Annotated in this window: 17 protein-coding genes; 4 read left to right on the top strand and 13 right to left on the bottom strand. The window is 63.5% G+C overall.

Annotated features, from left to right (window positions below; genetic code table 11):
* The 13 genes from C442_RS04825 to C442_RS04765 all read right to left on the bottom strand — a co-directional run.
* Positions 1-2,876 (bottom strand): hypothetical protein (locus C442_RS04825; RefSeq protein WP_008308281.1); only part of this gene is annotated, 2,876 nt, incomplete at its 3' end.
* Complete coding sequence (locus C442_RS04820; protein WP_008308280.1) at positions 2,873-3,454, bottom strand: BREX protein BrxB domain-containing protein; 582 nt, start codon at positions 3,452-3,454, stop codon at positions 2,873-2,875. The genes C442_RS04825 and C442_RS04820, both read right to left, overlap by 4 nt.
* Positions 3,451-7,134, bottom strand: coding sequence for a hypothetical protein (locus C442_RS04815; protein ID WP_008308279.1), 3,684 nt, complete (start codon positions 7,132-7,134; stop codon positions 3,451-3,453). The genes C442_RS04820 and C442_RS04815 overlap by 4 nt, the downstream gene beginning before the upstream one ends.
* Positions 7,131-7,898 carry a hypothetical protein gene (locus tag C442_RS04810; protein ID WP_008308278.1) on the bottom strand — a complete coding sequence of 256 codons (768 nt, stop codon included), beginning with the start codon at positions 7,896-7,898 and terminating at the stop codon, positions 7,131-7,133. The genes C442_RS04815 and C442_RS04810 overlap by 4 nt, the downstream gene beginning before the upstream one ends.
* A 160-nt stretch (positions 7,899-8,058) precedes the next feature.
* Positions 8,059-9,306 (bottom strand): P-loop NTPase, encoded by a 1,248-nt coding sequence (locus tag C442_RS04805; protein ID WP_008308276.1) that lies wholly within the window; start codon positions 9,304-9,306, stop codon positions 8,059-8,061.
* A complete protein-coding gene (locus C442_RS04800) occupies positions 9,307-9,918 on the bottom strand; it encodes a hypothetical protein (protein ID WP_008308274.1) in 612 nt (203 codons plus the stop codon).
* 2 nt (positions 9,919-9,920) lie between these two features.
* Complete coding sequence (locus C442_RS04795; RefSeq protein WP_008308273.1) at positions 9,921-10,835, bottom strand: HEAT repeat domain-containing protein; 915 nt, start codon at positions 10,833-10,835, stop codon at positions 9,921-9,923.
* The gene (locus C442_RS04790; protein WP_008308271.1) at positions 10,832-11,857 is read right to left on the bottom strand and encodes an ethylbenzene dehydrogenase-related protein; all 1,026 of its coding nucleotides are present in this window, start codon (positions 11,855-11,857) and stop codon (positions 10,832-10,834) included. The genes C442_RS04795 and C442_RS04790 overlap by 4 nt, the downstream gene beginning before the upstream one ends.
* The gene (locus C442_RS04785; protein WP_008308269.1) at positions 11,850-12,569 is read right to left on the bottom strand and encodes a TorD/DmsD family molecular chaperone; all 720 of its coding nucleotides are present in this window, start codon (positions 12,567-12,569) and stop codon (positions 11,850-11,852) included. Before C442_RS04785 ends, C442_RS04790 begins: the two co-directional genes overlap by 8 nt.
* A 10-nt stretch (positions 12,570-12,579) precedes the next feature.
* On the bottom strand, positions 12,580-13,761 hold the full coding sequence (locus C442_RS04780) for a 4Fe-4S dicluster domain-containing protein (protein WP_008308267.1): 1,182 nt from the start codon (positions 13,759-13,761) through the stop codon (positions 12,580-12,582).
* Positions 13,761-16,955 carry a molybdopterin-dependent oxidoreductase gene (locus C442_RS04775; protein ID WP_008308265.1) on the bottom strand — a complete coding sequence of 1,065 codons (3,195 nt, stop codon included), beginning with the start codon at positions 16,953-16,955 and terminating at the stop codon, positions 13,761-13,763. Before C442_RS04775 ends, C442_RS04780 begins: the two co-directional genes overlap by 1 nt.
* A 255-nt stretch (positions 16,956-17,210) precedes the next feature.
* Positions 17,211-17,720 (bottom strand): universal stress protein, encoded by a 510-nt coding sequence (locus C442_RS04770; protein ID WP_049942820.1) that lies wholly within the window; start codon positions 17,718-17,720, stop codon positions 17,211-17,213.
* Between the two features lie 121 nt (positions 17,721-17,841).
* The gene (locus tag C442_RS04765; RefSeq protein WP_008308261.1) at positions 17,842-18,990 is read right to left on the bottom strand and encodes an FAD binding domain-containing protein; all 1,149 of its coding nucleotides are present in this window, start codon (positions 18,988-18,990) and stop codon (positions 17,842-17,844) included.
* Between the two features lie 196 nt (positions 18,991-19,186).
* Between C442_RS04765 and C442_RS04760 the strand changes: the two genes are divergently transcribed.
* The 4 genes from C442_RS04760 to C442_RS04745 all read left to right on the top strand — a co-directional run bounded on the left by C442_RS04760 (position 19,187) and on the right by C442_RS04745 (position 24,125).
* On the top strand, positions 19,187-20,293 hold the full coding sequence (locus tag C442_RS04760; protein WP_008308259.1) for a tubulin/FtsZ family protein: 1,107 nt from the start codon (positions 19,187-19,189) through the stop codon (positions 20,291-20,293).
* Between the two features lie 119 nt (positions 20,294-20,412).
* A complete protein-coding gene (locus C442_RS04755) occupies positions 20,413-21,324 on the top strand; it encodes an acetamidase/formamidase family protein (protein WP_008308257.1) in 912 nt (303 codons plus the stop codon).
* Positions 21,325-21,573: 249 nt separating this feature from the next.
* Complete coding sequence (locus tag C442_RS04750; RefSeq protein WP_049942819.1) at positions 21,574-22,935, top strand: bifunctional metallophosphatase/5'-nucleotidase; 1,362 nt, start codon at positions 21,574-21,576, stop codon at positions 22,933-22,935.
* Positions 22,936-23,270: 335 nt separating this feature from the next.
* Positions 23,271-24,125 carry a hypothetical protein gene (locus C442_RS04745; protein ID WP_049942818.1) on the top strand — a complete coding sequence of 285 codons (855 nt, stop codon included), beginning with the start codon at positions 23,271-23,273 and terminating at the stop codon, positions 24,123-24,125.
* Position 24,126 lies beyond the last annotated feature (1 nt).

Raw genomic sequence — 24,126 nt, 5'->3', positions numbered from 1 at the left:
CCCCCGAGTGCGGGCTGGAGCGCCGTTTCGAGTTCGTCCAGCGAAGCGCCGTCGCCGAACTCCCTGCTGACGCCTCGCAGGACGCGTTTCACCAGCACGCTGTTCTCGTCACCCCACTCGGCTACCGCGGAGAGCCACGCGTCGGGGTCGGTCCCGTCCGGCTCCTCGCCGATCAGCGTCTCGACGGTGTCCCGAATCTGCTCTGGATCGATCTTGCCTATCGACTCGAAGCGGATCTGTACCTCGGTCAGGTTCGTCTTGTTTCTGACCGCTCGGCCGATCTCCTCCGGTTCGGTAATGTACTCGTCGTCCCGCCGGAGTGCGATCTCGTTGGCCGTTGCGAGCGTGATCAGCAGTGCCGAGATCGACTCCTGGGGCGTCCCGCGATACGCGCCGCCACGCTGGACAGTCTGGGTAAGCACGTCTTCCGCACGAAGCGACTGGGTGTCCGCGTACTCGTCGAGGAATTCCTGACACCGGCCGTCGGCGAGTTCGGCGCGGTCTGTATCTACCCCGAGCGTGACAGCGTCCTCGCTCGTGAGCGGCCAGTCGGCGACACCGCGGAAGAACTGTGCCATCCGCTTGGCGTCGTCGACTTCCGTGATACCGTTCGTCAGGACGAACCGCGTTCCGCTGAACACGGACTGAACTTCCGTTTGAACGACCTGCTCGAATGCGTCCTCGTACCGCCCTCTCGTCCCGCCCGTCCGGACGTAGACGTCCGCTTCTTCGAGCTGCTCGCGAATCGTCGATTCGAGTGCCCGCTGTTCGTCGCGGTGATCGGACTCCAGGTCCGGATACGTGTCCGTCTCTTCCGAGAGCACTTCCTGCATCCCCATCACGTCCCGCAGGCGGTCGATTGTCGATTGCTGTAAACTGACGGCGACGAGGATATGCTCACCACCGTCACACCCCTCGTTTGTTGCCTGCCACGCAGCAACCTGGTCGCTGATCTCGGCGTCGCGGTTCGCGACCAGCCGAACACGAACAGCGTCGAACTCCGGCGTCGGTGCTTGCTCGATCGGATCCAGGACGGAGTAGCCGAACCGGAGCGGGACTTTGCGCTCTCCCTGGAAATCCACCTCGTGTCGACTGCCAGCAGAGAGCAGGCGATCGCTTCCCTCTCGGATGGAGTTCTCCAACTTGGCCGACAGCCGATGCGACGGAATCTGCTGTGCGCGAGTCTTCGCCCGCGTCAGGATGTCCTCCTGTTCCTCGGAGACCAGCAGGTACTCCTCGTCGCCGCGGTCGTTCGTCTCCGTCAGTACTTTCCGATCCTTGAGGAGGGCAGACAGCGCCGATTCGACATCGTCCCGGACGGACTCGAACGACTCGTCGGTCGACGTGACCATCAGTCGGGCGAGGTTCGCCGGCGTCGACGGCACCGCGGACCGAACCTGATTCAGCAGGTACAGCGCCTTTGCCACCCGAACTGAGAACGCGTTCTCGTCGCCGCCGGCCGATGGGACGAGTTTGTTCTCGACCATCTCCTGTACCCAGAGCGGGACGTACGTCGTCTCCTCGACCAGCAGGTCGTACAGTTCGTCCCATGTGACGAGAGCACCGACCCGCTTGTCGCCCCACTCGAACCGCGTGAACAGCGAGCGGACGAGGATGAGCAACGCCCGACCCTGCACGTACTCCTCTTCAGTCACGCGTCCACGCGGCATCAGTTGCTGAATCACCGTCCGGAGCAACCCGAGGTCGTACTCCCGGAACGGGTACGACTCGACCGCGTCCGGATCGGCCCCGGCGATATCTGTGTATGCGTCGAGTGTCAGGTCGGGCATCTCCCGGAGCGCGGTCTCGACGGCCTGTCCGCCCTCGACATCCTTCTGCAGCCACCGTTTCCGAACGATGATTTCGGTGTCGGCACCCTCCAACGGTTCCTGGGCACCGTACCACGGTTGCTCCGTGACTTCCGTATCGTCGAACTCGCCGTGGATACGCTCGATCGGATACTGTCCTGTCCCGATGACCGGGGGATTGGGCCCGACGCCGAGCTCGGTCAGCGCTTCCATCGTCTCCTGGAACTCCCTGTAGCGATGGCGGCCATCGCCGATGAACAGCGCCACCTCGTCGAGCCCGATCAGCAACTCCGTCTCGGTCTCCGGCGTGCTCAGCGACGCTTGCGCCGCTTCGACGCGGTCGACGAGCTCCTCGGGGTCGAACTCGTCGGGATCGACCTCCGCGATGGCGTCGTCGATCGACTGCTTGACCTCTGCCCGAGACGCGAACGGTGAGTCATCGAGCGTCGGAACGGCGTCGTAGAGCCAGCTCCGTAGCGACGCCCGCTCGTCGTACACATCCTCGAACGTCTGTCCGTCGTGCTCGACTTGCTGTAGCCGCTCCCAGCAGTCACCGTGGTTCATGTCGAGCTGCCACGCCCACTCGAGCAGCCAGTTCGGATCAGTCGGATAGCCGAGTTCGCGGCCGATCGCCTCGTAGATGAGATACGGGAGCGGCGGCTCCTGTGCTGCGTCCCGGTTGAGGAGGTTCAGGAACACGGGTTTCAGCCGGTCGACGTGCGAGTCAGCGACGCTCTGTCGGAACGACTGGAACCCCGGCCACCTGTTCGCCAGCTCTTCGCCGAGGTCGGTGAACTCCGATTCGGTATCGGCGGCGAACCCGATGAGTTTCAGGAGGTGTGTCTTCCCCGACCCGAACGTCGCGGAGATGTAGAGGAAACGCGGTTGCTCGTGTGGATACTTGTCGACGAGGTCCCCCAGCGTGGTGAGCACGTCGCGAGCGCTGTCGGTCTCGTAGAACTCGCGGACGTCGTTTTCGGCCTGCGCTCTGGCGTTTACCTTCTGGACCTCTTCGAGTTCGCGAGTCGGTGATTGCTGGAAGATGTCGTGAATATGTGTGTCGCTCATTGGAGATGCACCCCCTCAACCCGGCCTTCGATCTGGTGGGCCGGGTAGTAGTTACGCGATTCCTCGCCGAAGAAACTCAGCTTCCCACCGACGATATCTCCGGGGAACGGAATACCGATAGTGGACTGGACGTTGCGACGGTCGAGTTCGTCGAGGAGCTCCGACGCACGCGTGAACGGGTAGAGGCTGCCGAGATGCGTGAGGAGAACGACGTGTCGCTGCTCGCCCGGTGCCTCGATCCTATCGAGCATAATCCCGACCAGTTCTGCCGCTAGCCGGTCTTGCATCGTCTCGGTGATCGTCGCTGGTTGGCTGTGCTTCCCGAGGTCAACTGCGAGTTCGAAGACTTCTGTTTCGACGAACGCCTCGTCTAACCGGAGGATCTGGACGGTCCCGTCGTCCGGGAACTCCTCGGTTCGATGCGGGTTCGTCGCCCACTCGGTGAGCCGTTCGGCGACGCGTCGCTCGTACTTCGGCTGGACGGGAACGATGACGAACGGGTTTCGGATGCCCCGTCGCCCGTCGGCGAACTGTGCGACCCGGTCCGTGAAGTCCCGGAAGGGACGGTTGGTCGTCATCGGATGACCACCCCCGTCTCAGTCCGTTCGACACTGAGGTCGTGGTGTTCGACGAGCCGTTCCAGTTCGGAGTCAAGCGATCCGCGATCCGACGGGAGCACCCCGATCGCCGTGACGTCCGCGGGAGACTGCTCCCCAACGAGTGTCTGTAGCTCTTCGAACGTCGCTCGTAACTCGCCGATGTCGCTACCGGTAACCACGGCGAGAGGGTCGCTGTCGAGGAGTGTGTTCGTCGCTCGAATGAAGTCGTCAGCTTCGGCGTTGGTCGTTCCGCCAGTCACCGTCGACACTGCGTTCGAGACGTCAGCGTACCACGATGCGGCGCGGCGGAGCGGTGTGATGTATTCACTCTCGAAAGCCGGCCGAACGTTCGATTCGAACTCGCTCAGGGGCTGGATCCACGGATGCGCCTGTAACTCGTCGACGAACGCATCGACCCCGGTTTCTTCTCGGAACGAGTCCCACGCGGTCCCGATCGCGTCGTCGAGCGCTGGTGCGGTGGTTTGGGCGTCGTTGAACCGATCCCACCCATCGTGTGTCCACCACTCGCCCCCGTAGCCGTCGATACTCCCACGGAGCGTCTGGCTGGCCGTGTCACACTCCTCGGTCAGCCAGTCGTACGACTGCTGGGCGAGCGTTAGCTGCGCGTCGATTCGTGTGAGCGCGGGCAGGCGCAAACTCCACACCTCCTCGGCGTCGTCGTACCATCCCTGTGCGTCGTTGGTTGCTTCGACGACTGCCGCCCAGTCGGTATCGCGTGACTTGACGGCCTCTCTTCGGTCGATAGCGCTCTGCTGCTCGGCTTCGAGCGCCTCCGCGAACGACTCGATGAGGGTGCGAACGGCGCGCGTTTGGATGTCACTCTCGGCGACCAGTGTGACGTCTTCTACGAGACTCCCGAGTCGGCCCGCGAGCGTGTCGTTCGCGGACTGGAGCCTGACGATTCCGTCCGGTATGGTCTCCGTCGAGTCGATGAAGCCGCCCTCGCGGAGAATCCCTCGGACACCGCCACTCCCCGAAATCTTGAGACGCGTCGTCGTCAGTTTGTTCAGGTCGATGACGGCGTCGAGTTCGAGGGAGTCGCCCGTTTCGTCGACGGGCAGGAAGTCCCCCTTCCGGCAGAGCCCCCAGATAATCGCACACAGCGCGGGGCGAGCGTCCTCGTAGATCGGCTTCTTCTTCACGATGCCGTCGAGGATCGTCGCCATCGCGAGGTTCCCGCCGCGTTGCTTCAACTGTCGGCCGGTGAAGGCGCGTACGTTGTTCTGGATCGACCCGCCGTGCGTTTCGGGGTCTTCCGTCGCGACATCGATCTGCCGGGCCCACGCAGGGAGCGGGTCCTGGGCGGAGAGCCCCCGGAGCTCCTGTAAGTGTTCGTCGCCGACCTGCAACATTACGGGATGGAAGTCGTCGGGATAGGTGACGTCGAGATACTCCTCGACTCCCGAGCCCATTCCCCCGATCTGATCGCCGCGATCCTTGACGTCGAATGCCCCACTCTTGAGAGCCCCAACGAGCTTGCTCTGAACGCGAGCCGCGCGATCGGAGAGATCCCGTTCGACAGACTGTGGGAGCGTGTGGTCTCCGACGGCATCTCTGAGCGACCACCACTCGACGAGGCTATCTCGGAGGTCGTCGAGCCCGTCTTGACCGATCGTCCATTCGAGCGGGTCGCCGTCGTGGTCGACGTCTGTCGCCGCAGGTGAAATACCTCTGACGGCGACCTCGACATCGAGTGCGTCCGCAGCGTCGACGGTCGTATCGAGTTCTATCCCGTCGATACTGAACCCGTAGCGAACGGGGTACTGCTCGCCAGTCTCTCCGTACTCGGCCGACGTCGGGAGCGAGAGGTCGCGCACGATGTCCTCCCAGAGATACCCGTCCACGGCTTCGATGATGGACTGCCAGTCCGGGTTGTCGAGGTTCCGCTCTGCGGCTTCGATGATCTCGCGCTCTTCCGGATGCGTGAACGCGTACTTCGGCCCGGTTTCGTCGTGCGTCGGACGGATGAATTTCCGAAGCCGCTGGAGCGAGTCCTCGACGCGGTTCTCCATCTGGAACTGAGTCGGGCCGTCGAGGTCGCTCAACACGGCGACTGCGAGATTCCGCTCGGACATCGGAATCGTGTCCGGGATGTGCTGGAGGAGCAACACGGCCTTCGCGACAGCCACGTCGATCTCCTCCAGTTCGCCTGCCTCGTGTTGTTCCTCGATCTCCTCGATGACTCCCACGTCCTGTGGCGTAATGTCATCGAGTTCCGGCTCGATGAGGTCGTAGAAGTCGACAAGCGAAATGACGTGAGTCTCGTCGCCGGCCTCTAGCCACTCTTGCAGGAGGCCGTGAACGAGGGCCAGAATCGCCCGTGCGGTTCCCGAGAAAATCGACTTCGCCGGATCGTGGGCCTCCTGCCGGAGGTTCGAGAGAATTTCGAGAAACAGCGGTGGCTGATACGGGAGGAACGGATAGAACTCGATGAGACGCTCGCGATCGATGTTGTCGAGCGGCGGTTCGGTGTTCTGTTCGATACCGGAGTACACGAGCAGTGTCTCGGGCTCGTTGCTGGTACGGTCGAGGACGCGCTCCGTGTCCTCCCTCCCGGCTTCCGACTTTTTGAGTAGCCGTTGCGTCGATATTTCGCCGACGTGTCGGCTCGGCAGGCCAAACCGATGCGGGAACCGGTCCTTGACGATGCTGAAGTCGGCCCCGCGAGCCGCGAACTGCGGCTGGACGTCCTCGATTTTGGCCTGTGCTGTCGCCACCAGTTGGATGTCGCCGTCGCCGGTCTCGTCGACGCTCTCCGCGAGCGTCTGCAACTCGGTGAGGCGGTCGAAATCCGTCCCGATGAAGAGACTGACCTCGTCGAGCAACAGCACGAGTTTGACCGGGCGGCCGAGTTCCGATTCGCGATCGCTCCGCAACTGTTCGAGGCGCTCGACCATCGCCTGCGGGTCGAGATCCGACGGCATCAGGTCGTCTAGACCATCCGCCGTGCCGGTCTCCTGCTCGAAGAGTGTCGGGAGAACGGCATCGGCTAGAGCGTTGTACTGCTGCACGTCCTCCCAGTTGTACTTCTCGGGGCTGTCAACCGTACCCCGGAGTGCCGTGTGGGTGTTGGCGGTCCGGTCGTCCCACGCGTCGGTCGTCCGGTACCAGTCCTCGAAGAAGGCAACGTCGAGTTGCGAGGAGAGCCCTCCCTCTGCACCAGTGAGTCGTTCCGACGTGTGGGCGCTTCGGAGGACGATCTCGCTGAAGCTCAGTTTCTTCTGGCCCTGATGCTTCAGGAGGTTCACCGAGACCGGAATGACCTCGTATTCCTCGTGAATCGATGACCACGTTGACTCGAGCGTCTCTAGCGACCGACCGTCGGGTAGCCGTTCCCAGACATCGTCTCGCTGTCGCAGCCATTCGCTGTCAAGAAGTCCGCGGAGCACGCTGAGGAGGTGGCTCTTTCCGCTCCCGTAGTACCCGTAGAGCCAGTAGTTCGCGCCCGACCGCATATCCTCGGACCGACCGAGTAGCCGCGAGAAGAAGTCGGATATGAACTCCTCGGACTCCTCCGTTACGTGGTAGGTGTCGATCGATTCCAGCCGATGATCCCGACCGTCGTCTTCGCGGTCGATGCGCACGGACTCCTCGAAATCGCTCCCGACGTCGGCAGCGAACCAGCCCTCGTCCGTCACACTTCGCCCTCCCACGGTTCAGCCCAGCCGTACGTGTCATCGACCGGCTGGAGCCGCAACTCACCGTGAATCCCGCTCGCTTCCCAGTTCGGATCGTCGCTCACGCGTTCGGCCAGGGCGTCCCAGTACTGGTCCGACTGGAAGAGGTAGAGCCAGCCGGTCGGCTGGGAGAGCCAGTCGTCGCCGTGGATCTCCCACGAGTAGCCTGATGCGACGAGTAACGGCGTCGACCCGAGGTTTGGGATCTGTCCCTGCAAGGTCTGTTGTGTGTCGAGAACACCGATATCGCGCAGCACCGACCGGAGCCCCTCTCCCCACCGGCGCGTCGTCGATTCAGCATAGTCAAACTCGCTCCCGTCCTCGTAATGGAACTCGCTCAGGAGGCGCTCTATCGTCTCCTGCTCGAAGCCCAGCCCGTCGACACCGGACTCCTGCAGGCGGTCGACGTATCGATGCACCGTGTACTTCACGAGGGGGTCGTCTTCCAGCAAATAGAAATACAACACCTGCGCTTTGTCACGCACCGTCTCACACCGGTCGAGTACAGAGGGGAGCTGGACAATAGAGGGAAGTTCGCTGCCAGCGGTCTTGAACCGCGAACTGAGAGCTCGGTAAATGCCCTTCGAACTCCCACGCGTGCTGCGCTCGTCGAATCGCTCTTCGATCCACTTCTCTTCGACAACCGTCCAGTCCCGATGGTGGGCGTACAGTCGAGCGAGCGTCTCCGCTCTGTCAACGAGAAGCCCGCATCTAGTAAGAACCATCGTCACTTCGTCGTCAGAAAATGTCGAGTCGAGCGACGGTAGAGAAACACCCCTCCCGTCGGTGCGGAGAGTCATATATCATCTCGAACCGGCCACACCACTTAGTTGATAGGGAAAACCGAATCGGAGGCGTCCGGTAACCCGGGTGTTCGACCGTCGGTTAGCAGGGTACGTCTTCGGCTGGGTCAGGGGCGGTCTTGGATATCTGTAGCGCCCACACGCCGGACCGCTTCTGTTCTACGGCCACCCGTGGCGGTGCCGAGGTGAGATCTTCGAGGGCTCCGCTGACGTCGCCCGGACGGGTGTCTGTCACGAGATGGAGCGACTCGCCGGGAGCGAGCGCGCCGAACTCCGCGCGAACCTGTTCGATACGCGCCCGGTCGGGGACGCCGCGAAGGTCGAGCGCAGTCTCGGGAACCGTCACCGTCGTCCGGTCCGTAAAGGCTTCGCGTACGTCGTCGCCCAGGTCCCGGAAGGCTGCTGGGACGTCTCCCTCGGTCGAGCGAAGCGAGTCGTCGATGGGGAGCTCCGCGAGTACGTCCGTACTGAGGTCGGGGTCGCTGCCGAACGGCGCGTGGTCGTCGCCACAGGTGGGACAGGTGAACCCGGCCATGTTGACGACGGCTCCGAGTACCGGGACGCCCTCCTCGCGGAACAGCGCCGTCGAGCGCTCCGTATCACGGGCCGCGGTCGGAAACGGCGTCGTCACGAACACCGCGCCGTCGACGGGGAACGACTGCAGCGTCGTCAACACGATGTCGCCGGTCCCCGGCGGCAGATCGAGCACCAGCGTGTCGACGTCCCAGGCGGCGTCGGTCAGCAGTTCCTCGACGGCCTCGTGGGCCATCGCGCCGCGCCATGCCATCGGTTCGTCGTTGGCGATCAGGCCGACACTGACGACTTGCAGGCCGTCGACCTCGACCGGCTCGGCGCGGCCGTCCTCGGTCGAGCCGAGTGGCCCCTCGATGTCGAGTAACTCCGGCGTGTTCGGACCGTACACGTCGGCGTCGAACAGGCCGACCCGCTCGCCGGACGCGGCCAGTCCGCGCGCCAACTGGGTCGCCACGGTGGTCTTGCCGACGCCGCCTTTCGCACTGGCGACGGCGATGATTTGGTCCACGCCGGGCACGACGGTCCCGTGGTCCGGCTCTGCGATGTCCGTCTCTATGCGGACCGCCTCGACACCGCCACACTCTAGCACCGCCGCCCGCATCCGGTCGGCGAGCGCGTCCGCCGTGGCAGGGTCCATGCCGGACAGCGCCGTCTCCACGCTGACGGTCCCGTCAGTGGTAGCCACGGACGACACCAGCCCCGCGGCGATCACGTCCTCGTCACTCTCGGGCGTGGCCACAGTCCGAAGCGCGTCCCTGACAGCGTCTTCCGTTGGTTCGGGCTGCTCTCCGGACATTTACCACGTCTCCCCGTGTTCGGTTTCCGGTTCGGGACCATCGTCGTCGTCCATCAACGTGCCGCCGTAGGGGCGGTAGTCGATTTCGAACACGCTGTCGATACGCTCTATGAGGTCCTCGCGCCTGGCGATGATCTCAGTATCGAACTCCGCGGCTTCCAGGGCGTCGACGAGGCCGTCGTCGTCGAGCCGCCCGCCGCCGTAGGCGGCGGCGACGCCGTCCCGGAACGTGTCGGCGTTGCGCCGACACCGCAGCCCCTCGTCGATGTCCGTCTCCGCTTCGCTCCGGTCCCCGTCCAGCGGGACAGATTCGAAGTACTCGATGGCCCGCCGGTCGAACTCGGCCGCCTTCGAGAGCACTTCGGTGGCCTGCTCGACCGGGCTCAGCGCCGCCCAGGCGTCCCGTGCGGCGGGCGCGACCATCGTGTCGACGACATCATCCCAGGTCGTCGCTCGTTCGGGGTCCTCCAGCGCCTCGGCGACGAACGCGCCGACGTGGTCCTCCGGGATGGTCATGCCCAGCGACGACTCAAGACCGCCGCTATCGTCGTTCTCTGACTTGTTTTCGCCCTGTTCCGCTGCCGGTCCGGTCGAGTCGAGTTCGTATGGCATCGTCAGGTCCTGTCCTCCGGGTCGGTGTTCAGGTCGTGCCGGGGCTCGAACCCGGGCGCGCCGCCGGGGGCCGGCGACCCGCTCCCGGATCGGGCCGAGCCAAAGGAGCCGGCGGGGTCGTACCCGTCGACGGACTGCTCTGCAGGCGTGTCCGGTCCGCTTCCGGGAGCCGACGGCGGCCCGATTTCGACATCTAGCGCCTCGGGGTCGGTCCCGCGAGCGCTCGCGAGCGCCTGTTTGGCCGCGCGGGCGACGTCCTCGCTCTGGTCGGTGATACCGTGGGCTTCGAGGGCCTGCTCCGCGCGGTCGGTCGCGAGTTCGCCGAGGCTCTCGGCGGCTTTCGCCCGGGCGAAGGCGTTTGGCTCCCGGGCCAGCATCGCGGCCAGAATGCGTTCGGCCTCCGGTACGTCCTCGGCGACGCCGCCGAGGAACTGCGCGGCGTACTCACGGACCGCCGGATGGGGATCGGTCTTGATACACTCGACCAGCAGCGGCTGGTCGGCGTCGCCGCGCTTGCCCATCGCGATGACGGCGTTCCGTCGGACCCAACCGCTGTCGTCGTCCAGTGCCCCCCTTAGCTGGTCGGCGTCGCCGCCGGTCCGCGAGAGGGCGACGACGGCTTCGGCCCGAACCCACGGTTCGGGGTCGTCAAGCGCCTGCCGGACGACGGCCGGCGCGGCCCCGGCGACTCCGAGCGCCTCGACGGCGAACTGTCGTACTTCGGGGTCGTCGTCTTCCAGTGCGCGCTCTCCCAGCGCGTCAACCGTCTCCCGGTCGAGGCCGGACTCGGCCGCATCCACAAGTGCGATGGCGGCGTCCTGCCGGGTTCGGACCCGTGAGGCGTCGAGTGCGCTGCGGACCTCTGTCTCGGTCTCGCCCGGCGTCCGACCGCGTGCGCTCCAGTTCTCGTAGCTCATCGCGCCAGCCTCCAGTAGAGGACCGTCCAGCCGGCGACCGTTGCCGCGATGAGCGTCCCGAGCGACGTGTACAGCGGGTTGCTACTGCCGCCCGAACCGCCGTCGCCGCTACTGGAGTCGCCGCCGCTGGCGGCGCTACCTGAACTCGAACTGTCCCCGCTGCCGCCGCTCTCGGGTGCCGTGAGTTCGCCCGATTCGGTGTCGAGCGTGCTGTACTGCATCGTCAGCGACTTCTTGCCGTTGACCTCGTCGCTACTCCCGTTCCAGACGGCAAAGGCGAGGTACATCGTCTCGTTCTGGCGGAACGCCGCGTCGTGTTTGCCCTCGCCGGTGTGCTCTCGAACGAAGACGACGGACCACTCGTCGCCGTTGCGAGTCCCCTGTGCGTCCACGTTCTGCTGTGGGGCATTGCTCAGCGACCCGTAGCCGGCCGCGTAGTAGTTCTGGCCGTAGTTTTCGTACTGGCCCTGTGACAGCGGGTTCCCGGCCGCACGCCCCGGCCTGGTCTCTTCGTCCGGGTGCGGGTAGGCGTACATGTCCCCGCTCCATTCGGCCTTCTGGTCGGTCCCGTACTGCCACTGGGACCGCCAGTACCAGATGTTGACCGGGTCGCCGCCGGCCCCCATCGTGATGGGCGGTTTCTCGCCGCTGTGGAGCATCACGGCCGCCGCGTCGCTGTAGTTCTTCGGCGACCGGATGTTCGTGTCTTTCGTCGGGTCCGTCCAAGTCAGCCGGAAAGCGACGTGGGTGTCGTTGGTCAGCGCCTGTACCTCCATCTCGTCGATGCTCCCGCCGCCGTATGGCACGGCCATCTGCTGTTTCGACAGCGAGACGGTCCGTGACGGGGCCTCCGACCAGCGGTCGCTGTCGGCGGTCTGTGGGACCTCGTCGGTCGCGACAAGGGGTTGCTGGCCGCCGGTGACGGCCGCCGCGACGGCCATCTGTCCGGCCACCAGAAGCGCCATGACGACCGCCGTTGCTGTCGTCGCCCGGCGGGCCGCCTCGTAATCAAGCTTAACCATCGGCTCTCACCCCCGTTCCGGGCGAGACCGGGTCGGGATGGCTCGCCTCGTCGAACTCGATGAGGGCCGCCGCTAAGTCCGCGGCGGCGGCGTAGACGGCGCTCGCCTCGGGCACGTCTCGGTCGGAACTGCCGCCGCCGTTCACGGTCTCCCGGACCCGATGGGCGAACGCGGGGATGAAGTCGCCGAGATGCTCGTCCAGCACCGTCGCACCCGCTCGTGCGAGGCGAACGGCCGTCTCGTCGTCGCCGCCGTCGAGGGCGACCGCCCGCTGTGCGGCCAGCACCTGTAGCAGCTCCAGTTCGACGGTGACGTGGTCGTGGCGCTCGTCGAACTCGTCGCTGATTTCGAGGCCGAACTCCTCCAGCAGGCCGACGACCGTGGCGATGCGGCGCTGGCTCTCGTTGACCTCGTCGCCGGTGGTGTAGTGGGCCTCGTAGGGGACGACCGGGTAGGTCCCGCCGTCGCCCGGCAGGCCGAACAGCCGGTTGTACGCCGGTTCCAGCGAGTCGCGGTCGACACCGTCCAGCGCGTCCAGCAGTGCGTCGACTTCGGTTTCAAGGCCGAGTTCGGCCCCGGCCTGTCGAACGGCGTCCTGTACCTCATCGTCCTGCAGATCGGCGATGACGGCCTCGTCAGGGTACTGGAAGACCGTCGCGGCGAACCCGTACAGTGCAGCGCGTCGCGTGTGGTGGTGTGGCGTGTTGTTCATTGTACGCACCTCAGGGCTGGTTGGTCCACTGTTCGCCCTCGCGGACCTCCATGGGCTCCTCGATGGGCACGTCGACGACCTTCTCGCCGTTGCGGTCCCATCCCTTCACGCGGTTCTCCTTGACGTTGTAGGTCTCGATGAGCCGCGTCGTCGCGCCGAACAGCTGGAGGATGCCCAGCACCTCGTGGCTGGGGTTGCGAGCCCGCTCCTGGACGATGCGGACCGACTCCTCGTAGGTGTCGCCGGGCCACTCGTTTTCCTTGACCTCGGTGTTGGGCGTGAACATCTGGGTCAGGAACTCCGGCGGGACGTGGTAGGGGGGCATGTAGAACACCTGCGGCTGGGTCCCGAACTGCGGGTACAGCGGCAGGGCCACCTTCTCGTCGGAGTGGACGAGGTAGTTGATCGGCGAACGCCCCGACGCGGCGGAGGACTTGCCCCCCGCCGGCCCGGCGTCCGGCCCGCGGTTGATGTTGCCGTGGAGCCGCGTCTTCCCGATACAGGAGGAGACACACCGCGGGACGTTCCCCTCCTCGATGCGGGGGTAGCAGCCGACGGGCTTCTCGGTGACGCCCGTTTCGGGGTTGTACATCGGCTTGTGGTACGGACAGGCCTTCACGCAGCGGCGGTAGCCGCGACAGCGCTCCTGGTCCAGCAGGACGATGCCGTCCTCTTCGCGCTTGTAGATGGCTTTCCGCGGGCAGGCCGCCAGACAGGCGGGGTTCTTGCAGTGGTTACAGAGCCGCGGGAGGTAGAACTGCCAGATGTCGTGGTACTCGTCGTTCTCCAGGTCGGACTCGACGACCTCGCCTTCGGGGTACTCCCCGTGGACCTGGTCGTCGCCCAGCGCGGGGTACTCCCAGGCCTGCTTCTCGGCGATGTAGCCGCGGACCTTTTCGCCGTTCTCGGCGGCGTCGAAGATGGTCTGGTCAGCCTCCAGGTCGTCGAGCAACCGCATGTCCCAGCCCATCGGGTAGCCGCCGTAGGGCTCGGTCTCGACGTTCATCCACCACATATACTCCTCGCCCTCGCCGCTGGTCCAGGTGGACTTACAGGCAAACGAGCAGGTGTTGCAGTTGATACACCGGTTCGTGTTGATGACCATCCCCCAGTGGTAGTCCCGCTCCTCCTCGCGGTGTTCGTATGGATAACTGTGCTCACGGCCGAGTTGTGGGTTGTACGTTTGTGCCATCAGTCGTCGCCTCCTGGGGTCGATGTCCCGGTACTACCAGAGCCGCTGCCGCTGGGCTGCAGTGACCCGCCGATGTAGTCCTCGACGAGGTCGTCCCGGCGGGCGTCGCCGGGCCACCAGTCCGCTTCCTCGTACTTCTCGACATCCACGAGGTCGTCCCGGTTGGTCCCCGTCGGGGCCCACACCGTCTCCTCGTAACCGTGTTCCAGTTCCGCCCCGTGCCAGGCGATGTCCTCGTCGACGATGTCGGAGACGTTCGGGTCGCCGAACACCGCCTTGTGGACGAGGTCGTCGGTCTCCTGCAGCGGGTCGAGCCAGATGTTGGTAATCGTGTTGTACCCCTTGACGCCGTCCTCGTCGGCCTCGTCGTCGGGGAAGTGCTGGGGCCACCAGCCGTGCCACAGCGTCAACTGCCCCATGTCGCCGGCTGACCGCGGACGCTGGCGCTCGCTGACCATCGCTCTGACGACGAGGTCGCCGCGCTTGCCGGTGATACGGACGTAGTCGCCGTTCTCCACGTCGATGTTCTCGGCGTCGCTGGGATGCATCTCGACGAACGCCTCACCGAGCGGCGCGACGTCTTCGGACTCGCCGTCGCCGGTGGGGAACGAGAAGTCGTCGACGAGGCGGTCGGTCCCCTCCGGATCGCCGCTGACGCTGCCGAAGTCACGCGAGGCCCAGATGAGGTTCCAGTCGGTCATCCCCCACGAGGAGTGGGTCCGGTACTTCGGGTGTGGGGTGTTGTAGTAGAACTGGTTGCCCTCGTCGTGATACAGCGGGTTCTCCTCGTCCTTGGCCTCGTCCCACTTCTTGTTCACGCCGTAGGGAGTCCCCTCGACGCTCTCGACGTGGTCGATGTCGTCCCGGCCGAGTTCGATGAACCGGTCTTCCTCCTTGTGGAACTCCATCCGGCCGGTTTTCGTGTAGAACGGCCGGTCCTCGTGGACCTGCGAGTAGAACGGAATCCGCGGATAGGTCTTCAGGTCAAGCCGTTCGGGGCCGTCCTCCAGGTCCTCGACGTCGATGCTCTGGGTCGTCATCCCGCGGTCGAAGGTCTCCTGAATGTAGTTGGTCACGTCGCCGTCTTCCTCCAGGAACTCCTCGAAGTACGACCGGTAGGAGTCGACGTTTCGCTCCTCGGGCGGAATCTTCTCGTCCAGTTTCTCGGCCACCATCGCGACGGCTTCCCCGTCTTGTTTGGTGTCGTAGATGGGGTCCATCACGCCGTGGTCCATCTGGACGAAGGGGTTCTCCGGCCCGACTGTGATGTCGGGGTAGTCACACTCCAGCCAAGACGGCACGGGGAGCACGATGTCGGCGTGCCGGGCGGAGTAGGTCATATGCATGTCCGAGACGACGAACAGGTCGTTCTCGGTGTCGGGGTGCTTGACGAAGTTCTCAATGACGTGCTCCTGATGCTTGGTCTGGTTCAGGAGGTTGCAGTTCATCGTCCACAGGATCGACGGCTTGGACATCGTGTACGACCCCGCGTTCTCCGGCATCACCGGCTCCTCGGCGTCGCCCTGCGGGACGAGGTCCATCTCGCGGTCGAAGTCGCCGCGAATCTCGTGGGGATCGAGTTTCTCGCCGCCGAAGAAGGCGAAGGCGTAGCCCGGATACATCCCGTGGGCGGCGTTGCCGTCCGGGTTGACGTAGTGGGGGTAGCCGTCCAGCAGTTCGATCTTGTACTGGCCGGAGTAGTTGTAGTATCCCTGGCCGGCGTCGCCGATGTTGCCAAGCATCGCCTGGACGAGGAACACCGCCCGCTGGAGCGCGTCGTTGGAGTGGAACCAGTGGTTGATCCCTTCGCCGGTGAACCACTGACCCTTCTCGGCGTCGGCGAACTCCCGCGCCGTCTGGGCGAGCTTGTCCGCCGGAATCGTGGTGATGTCCTCGACCGTCTCCGGATCGTAGTTCTCGATGATGTTGTCCCGCTGGCGGGCGAAGTCGCTCCTGACGGCAACGGTCGAGCCGTCGGTCAGTGCCACCTCGCTGTCGACGTCTAGCTGCGGCGTGGTCGGCATCTCCTCGCCGACCTCCTCGCGGGTCATCGCTACGGGCTGGCCGTCCTCACCCAGCACCACGAAGTCGCCCCAGTCGTTGTGCTCGTGCTGCTCGTCGAGGTCCTCCGCGGGCGGTTCGACGTCCTCGAACACCTCGTGTGCGCGAAGGTATTTGCCCGTGTCCTCCCGGATGAGTAGGGGAAGACTCGTGAACTTCCGCATGAACTCGGCGTCGTACAGTTCCTCGGCCATGATGACGTGGGCCATGCCAAGGGCGAACGCCGGGTCGCTCCCGGGGCGGATCGGGAGCCACCGGTCGCACTTCTGGACCGTCGGCGAGTAGTCGGGGTAGACGCCGACCATCTTCCCACCGCGTTCGCGGGTCTCCTGCAAGAAGTGGTTGTCCGCGAGTTTGTTGTGGATGAGGTTCTTCCCTTGAATGATGGTATAATCGGCCTTCCGCCAGGCGACGGCGTCGGAGTCGGAGGTCTGATACCCCGTTGTGATGACGTGGCCCGGCGGCAGGTCGGCGTACCAGTCGTACTCGGTCCATTCACAGCCGCCGAAGATGGACGCCAGTCGGCGGCCCGAGCCGTGCCGGGTGAACAGCCCGTCGCATTTGATGGCGTTGAAGATGTGGAACCGCTTGTTGTCTTCCAAGTTCGCCATCTTCTCGGCGATGAGGTCGATGGCCTCGTCCCAGGAGACGCGCTCGAACTCGTCCTCGCCGCGGCCCTCGGGGTTGGGGTCCTCGGGGTCCCACCCCTTGCGGACCATCGGGTACTTGATGCGCGATGGCTCGAACGTCCGGCGGTGCAGGGAGAGCCCCTTCATACAGCCACGGGGGTTCCAGTGCTGACTGACGCCGGCGTCCTCGTAGCCCGACGGGCCGACCGAGGGCTCCTCGTTGTGATACACCTGCTCGGCCCGTATCGGGACCCCGTTTTTCATGTAGAAGTTCAGCGCACACGACTGGGTGCAGTTGGGGTGACACACCGTCCAGTCCACCTCGTCGTAGGCGTAGATGTCGTGGTACACCTGCTCCCAGTCCCGGTTCGGATAGGACTTGAGCGGGTTGTCCACGCTCGTTATGGGTTCCGTGGACTGTGTCGCGCCCCATGCTCCTTCGGCGAGCGCACCGACCGTCCCAGCGCCCGCTGCGGTCAGGAAGTCGCGCCGTGACAGCTTCACCGGACATCACTCCGTTGGACAGCGCGTATCTGCATGTCGGGTACCCACGGCTATTGCTAAATGAACAATACCACAGGTTCCCAATTGGTGAGACGGGGCACGAAGATATTCGGCGAAAAAGGGTCCAAGGACGGGCTTCTGTTTTCAATACTTTACTGTCGGCTGTAAGTCTGTAAAGAATTTCGCCACCCGGGGTGGCGAATATCTTAAAATAGTTACAGCCAACAGTATTGACTTGTCGAAGACTATCGGTACCTACTCCGGGAGATAAAAATCGGATTTCGATTGTCTGTGCGGAGACGTGTTCCTGAGTTGAGCGATCTTGGACGGGTTCCGATGGCGGACGATGACGACGTCGTAGGCGTCGTCCGAGGCGATCGACCCGCCGACACTGCTGATGCTCGTGACGAGATGGCCGGCGTTTTCGCTCCCGATGAATACCATTGATGCGTCTTCTCTCTTGGCCATCTTGCGGATGGCTTTCGCCACCGACCCGGCCGGCGCGTACCGATCCACGACTGTATGTCGGAAATCCGAACTCGGACACAGATCCGTCATCTGCTCGTGCAGCGAGGTGACGACTGTCTCCAGATCGAATTCTTCGTTCGGCCCGATCCAGCCGTGTTCCCGGGCGTACTCGGCATTCCCCTTTCGAATGACACTGACGGCCAACACGTCCTCTTCGAAGACAGTGCCGAACTCCGTCGCCCGAACGAGTGCTGCCTCGGCCAGTTCGGAGCCGTCGAACGGCACAACGAGTGTCATACGCTGATTACCGGAGCCGTAGACAAGTAACATACCGTCCGTTCTTACGACGCGAGAAGACAGCCCGCAATCGAAGAGCCAGTACTGCACCCAGACCCGAGACACGCAGAACGGTAGTCCATCAACTCCCGAGGGATAACCGTTCGTCGCCCATTCGCTTGCCTTGCGCAACGAGACGCTCTCCGTAGTCGGTCCGGGCGTCGTCCCATGACGCCAGCGCATCTCCGAGCGAACTGTGGCGGTCGAGAGCGGCTTTTAGTTCAACGGCGTCGCTGGCCGCCTTCGCAGTACCAGCGGCAGTGTGTGGACGGGCGACGAACGCCGCATCACCGAGCAGACAGACCCTATCGACTGTCATCTGGGGGGTCTTGAGGTCGTAAATCGCCTGCACGAAGGGGGCTGCTGTTGTTGCCACGAGGTCGGCAAACACGGGCGGCAGTATCTCTGTCGCCCGCCCACGCTGGCGCGTTTCGACCGGGTTTTGGAGGTGCCCCGGCGACACGCTGAACTGCTGGCTCGCTCCTGTCGTGTCAGTGAAAATAATATCCCGCTCGCGCCCGCGGAGTGTGTCGTACCAGACCCAGTTGAGACGGCGGTCACCGGGAGCCGTGCTTCCGTCGCCGCCGGGGATACAGTACGCGAGGATGAGCGTCCGCTCCCCTTGATAAAACGTGAAACGGCCGTCGAACGCGTCGATGACTGCGTCCGAAACGTCAGTCTCCGGGACGACACCACGCCACGCGACGTAGTCGGCAAACTCCGGTTCGGTCTCGGGAAACAGTTGCGCACGGGCCGTCGACTGCCCGCCGTCGGCAGCGACAACCAGATCGGCCGCCGTCCGGTCCCCATCGGCGAACCGAACTGCGCCGTCTGTGGCCCTGAGACCGGTGACAGTCCGGCCGGTGTGGTACCGGTCGTCCGGGAACGCCGCCCGCAATTGACGGTAGACCGCGTCCCACGAGGTGAACACCATCGAATCCGATGTCGACGTCCGTACATCGCCGTCAGCAGTCAGAAACCGCCGCTCACTGGCTCGGGTGGTGATGGTCGCCGGGTCGACGATGTCGTGGCGTGAGAGGAACTGTCGGATCGACTGCTGGGCGACGATGCCGCCGCCGCGACTTCGGAGGTCGCCGGCCGATTGCTCGGCGACCGTCACGTCGTGGCCTGCATTGTCGAGAGCGATGCCGGTAAACAGGCCGCCCATCGACCCGCCGGAGATGGTGACGGACAGGGAATCGGATGGTTCGTTGGCGAGGTCCTGTGACACGGCCCCTCTCAGCGCTTGCCGTACGAAAGGCCTCTGGTCCACCGACCGATGACAGTATCGCTCCCGAACACCAGCCCCGAGAGGCGCTCCTGAAGTTCCCCTGTCGCTTCCGCTGTAACTCATCATACTACGAAGTCCCAGTGGTTGCTTCGCACCGAGTCGGACTATTAATGTCAGCCGACACTAAACACGACGTATGCGAGTCGCGGCAGTCGGAATCGGTGGTGCCGGGGGACGGATCGTCGAGCGGCTGTGGCAGGACAACGAACGCCGCGAGACGACGTATCTCGGCGCGGCCTGTGCCGTCGATACGGACACCGAAGCGCTCGACGAACTCGACGCACTTCCGGACGACCGGCGGCATGCCTTCGGACTCTCCGAAACAAACGGGGCCGGAACGAACGGGGACCGGACGAACGGTACTGCCGCCATCGAAGACGAACGGCTCGAAGTGCGCCGGCCGATAGACCAACTGGTAACGAGCGATATCGACGCTCTCGTCCTCGTGGCCGGACTTGCGGGCGGGACGGGCAGTGGCGCTACGGCCAACATTGCCGACGCCCTCAGAGAGATTTACACGATCCCGGTCTACTGCCTGTCGGTACTACCAGCCGGCAGGGACGACGAAGCAGCCGCCAACACCATCCAAGCACTTCGAGCGCTGGAAGCGACCGTCGACGGGCAGATACTGTTCGACAACGAAGCGTGGCTCGGAAGCGGACAGACGGTCGAGACGGCCGCCGAGACGCTGAACGAGACTGTCGTGACACGGCTGGGTGCCCTATTCGCAGCGGGTGAGGCGACGGCATCCGACGCAGTCGGCCAGAGTGTCGTCGACGCCAGCGAAATAATCAACACCCTCTCGGACTCGGGTTTCACTACGCTTGGCTACGCCAGTCAGGACCTGCAAGCGGACGATGGCGGCAGTGACGGGACAGTCATAGACCAGCTCAAGAACCGTTTTCTCGGCGACAACTCGGACGACGTCGACGAAATCGAGGCATACAACGCCGTCGAGACGACACTTCGCCGCGCTGTACGCGGCAAACTGACGGCCCAGTGCGAGCTGGATTCGGTTGATAGAGCCCTTGCCGTGTTTGCCGGACCGCCCGCGTGGTTGATCCGGGATGCCGTTACCGACGGGCGGCGATGGCTCACGGAGGAACTCCAGTCACCGGAGGTGCGGAGCGGCGATATGCCGACGCCAGACCGGGACACGTTGTCTGTCCTGGTCGTACTTAGCGGCGTCACAGAACTGCCGCGGCTGGTGGAACTCAAAACGCTGGTCGACGAATCGGAATGAGACGGCCCGTTAGATTCTCGTGGGACTGGAGCCAGACCGTCTGAAGTGCGGAAAAAACGAGACAAAGCGGATTATACTCAAATAGATTTATAAGTGACAGTTTTCAACGAAACCATACGATGACACGGACTGTCATATCATACGAAGACGGCCACGTCTACGAGTTCTCCCCGAATATGGAACCGCTGTATACGGCTTCCGACGGCGAGCCGATCACGTTTGAAACCATCGATAGCCTGAACAAAGCCGTTCAGTCAGACGCTGATCTGATGGATGCGATCCCTGAAGAAGTGAATGCGGCTACAGGGCCGGTTGCTGTCGAGGGAGCCACACCCGGCGATGTCCTCAAGGTTGAGATCGAAGACGTCCGAGTCACCGAGGATCTGGGTCGCGTAATTACGGCACCGGGGTTTGGACTCCTTCAAGATCACGAGGACATCGAACACCCAGCGACGCGCGTGACGGAGATAACCGACGGCGGGGAGTCACTCTCGTTCAAGGATATGGAGGTACCAGTTGACCCCGTCATCGGGACCATTGGCGTGGCAACGTCCGAGGAATCGATGTCGACCCTGACGCCACACGACCACGGCGGAAATCTCGATACCACGGATATGACCACTGGGACGACGGCCTACTTTCCGGTGTTCCAGGACGGTGCGATGTTAGCGATGGGTGACTCGAAGGCCGCGATGGCAGACGGCGAAATGTGTGGCACTGGTGCCGAAATCGGAACCGAGATCGACGTCACCGTCTCAGTAATCTCGGATGCCGCTGTCGACCTTGAGCGCCCACTCGTCGACACCGGTGACGCGTGGAAGACGATTGCAAGTGCCGAAACGATGGAAGATGCGGTCAAGACGGCAAACGAGGACCTCATCGGATTGCTCGCTGCCGAACACGAGTACACGCTGACCGACGCCTACCTCTTTTCGAGCCTCGTTGGTGGCCTCGAAATCAGCCAAGTCGTCGACCCACTCGTTACTGTGCGAAACTCCATTCCGCGCGAATACCTCCCAGATCCATTCTAACTATCGCGGCGAAGCTGTCAGTTCTGTTGGCACTTAGCGGGACGACAATTTCAACGGGGACACTCATCTGGATAGTGGATCTCTGCTCGTCCTGCTGCCGGCATTCCGCAAATTGGTGGCTCTGAATCTGGCGTACACCGCTGAACGAACGCACGACCTCCCAGAATCGACAGCTTCTGCTATCGGCCACCTGCCAAGAAGCCACAAACGGTATCCACTTCTATGCCCCGCTGGAATCGGCTCCGAAAGATGTCGATCCGGTTGCTCCACTACTCAGACATTGAGAACGCTTGCGACGACCCCGTGCGGATGGGTCGGCTTGCCGGAACGATCCAGTCAATCCGCGGGGAGGATACTGTAGTCGCTGGCACCGGCGACAACACTGCACCGGGTGTCCTCGCCCATTACTACGAGGGGCATCAAGCGATGCCGTTTTTCCGGGCAGTGAGTACCGACGTCGAGACGGTAGGGAACCACGATTTCGACTTCGGGACTGCTCCCATTCTGGACGTGGTCTCGAAGAGTCCACAGGAGTGGGTCGTCGCGAACGTTTACGAAGGCGAGAGTGAGGGCGCCCGTGGCGCTCCCTTCGCTGGATTAGACGGGACGACAGTCTTGCATCGAGATGGCCGGCGAGTCGGATTCGTCGGCGTAGTCGATCCCGCGACTCCCCGGATTGCTTCCGGCGCGTCAGAGCTGAACGTGACCAATCCTGTCGAGAGCGTGCGGAAAGCGGTCAGCGAACTCGGCAACAGTGTCGATCATTTCGTCGTCCTCGCACACTTGCGAGACGACGTAGAGACCGACGTTGCGGCCGTTCAGGGCGTCGACGCGGTCCTCGGCGGCCACGTCCACAGGGAGCGCCACGAGGCTGTCGACGGAACACTGGTTGTCCGCCCCGGAGCGAACGGGCAGGTGGTCTGGGAAGTCGAACTCTTCGACGGGGACCGCTCGCCGATTGCCACCCGTCATTCGACATCCGAGGGACCTATCGACGAGTCCGTGGCCGACATGACCCGCGAACGGCTGGCCGATGTCGGTCTGCTGGAGACTGTTGCCACTGTCGACGATCCGATCCATCGAGGCCTCGACGAGCGAACCCGCGGCGAGAGCCGCGTTGGCAACCTCGTGGCTGACGCCTATCGCTGGGCGGCCGATACTGACGTCAGCTTCGTCCACAATGGCGGCCTTCGAACGGGGCGACCCCTGTCCGGCGAGGTCACTGCTGGCGAGGTGGCCAGCGTACACCCCTTCGGCGGTACGGTAGAAGTCCTCGGCGTCTCCGGTGAACAACTACGAACCCTCTTGCAGGCGGCCTTCCGTCCCCACCGCGAGGACGGACGGCTCTGGCACGGCGACGTCAGCGGGATGACCGTCGAGTACGATTCCGAGGCTGGACGGCTAATCGGTGTGGCTGTCAACGGCCAGAGTCTCGAAGCCGGTCGAGAGTACAGACTTGCCACCAACTCCTACGTCGTCTACAGCGATGACTGGCCGATTCCACACGAGGCAACCATCGACTCGTTCGGTCTCCCGTTCGAGACCGTCGCAGACTACGCTCGCGAAGAGGGCATCACTGTCCGGGTGGGTGGCCGACTCCAGGACTGCTGACCGGGTCCCGCCACGGATGGCCTTCTGCAACTGTCTCCTTCAGGTACTGACCGTTCCAGAACTACCCTGTCGTAGTAGCCAACAGTACTTGCTATCGACGGGCCTTGTTTCGACGCGGTGCAGGTCGGCCGAGCCGGTAGCTATCGGAAAAACGAAATCGACCAGAGACTCCCACAGACCGGTCCTGTTCAGTCGACACAGACACCACCCCACGTTATTGGAGACATCTAAACAGGGCCGTATATAGTATTACGAGTCACGGTGGACGGTTCATAGTAGTCAGTATACATATTATAAATGTTCAAACACGTCATCAGTATGCGTTCCAGTGTAGCATGAGCACACTCTCGGCTGATACGGAGAGTTGGTTATCGTTTGGTAAACAGGACATGATGGTGTTCATACTCGTTATGTCCCTTACCGGGTTGCAGAACGCGTTCACAGAAATCATGCCCGAGTTCACGGTCGGACCGCTAGAACTGGGGGTTGGTGGCTTCATCTTTATCCCGATCGTGCTGGTGCTACTTTTCAGGACCTACTGGGCTGCAGTAGCCGTTCCTGTTGGCGAAATCGTATTCGGAGAAATACTGCTCGGTGAGTTCGATGGACTGGGTGCCATGGAGGGATTGCTCCTCATCCCGGTCTGCTATTATTTCGCCGCGAAGCTGCTTCAGGACCCGGAAAACACCACACAGTTGGCAATTGTCGTGTTTCTGGCTGAGGCACTCGAAGAGTTCTTCGCTACGTTCATCGATATTGGGAAGGTGTATGTCGGGGTTGAAGAATTGGAAGCCGTACCCGGCCTCCCCGAGAGCATTATCGTGCTCGAAGGGGTCGACTTCCTCACACAGATGCTAATCACGGGGACTCTTTTCGGCGTAATCCCCGCACTGTATCTCTACCCCAAACTCCACGGTAAAGTCGAACCGCTGCTCGGTATGGAACCGTTTGAGGGTGAACGCGGCGGGTCGATGTGGCGTGGCTTTTCGCCGAAGGCGCTGTTGGCGGTGCTTATCGCCTTCCCGCTCGCCTTCGTTGCCGAAGCTGCCAGCGAAGTCGGTGGGGCGGTCAACGTAGTCTGGGAGCCGGAATTCCTCGCGACGTTCGGCCAGAGTTACATCGCAGTTCCGATCGTCGTCTCCGCTATCGTCGCCACCATCGTCTGGTACCGCGCAACGCAAACGGCGTAAG

Source organism: Haloarcula amylolytica JCM 13557 (assembly GCF_000336615.1).
Taxonomy (GTDB): Archaea; Halobacteriota; Halobacteria; order Halobacteriales; family Haloarculaceae; genus Haloarcula; species Haloarcula amylolytica.
The sequence above is the reverse complement of the archived record's forward strand: the minus strand, read 5'-3'. Positions and strand labels throughout refer to the sequence as shown.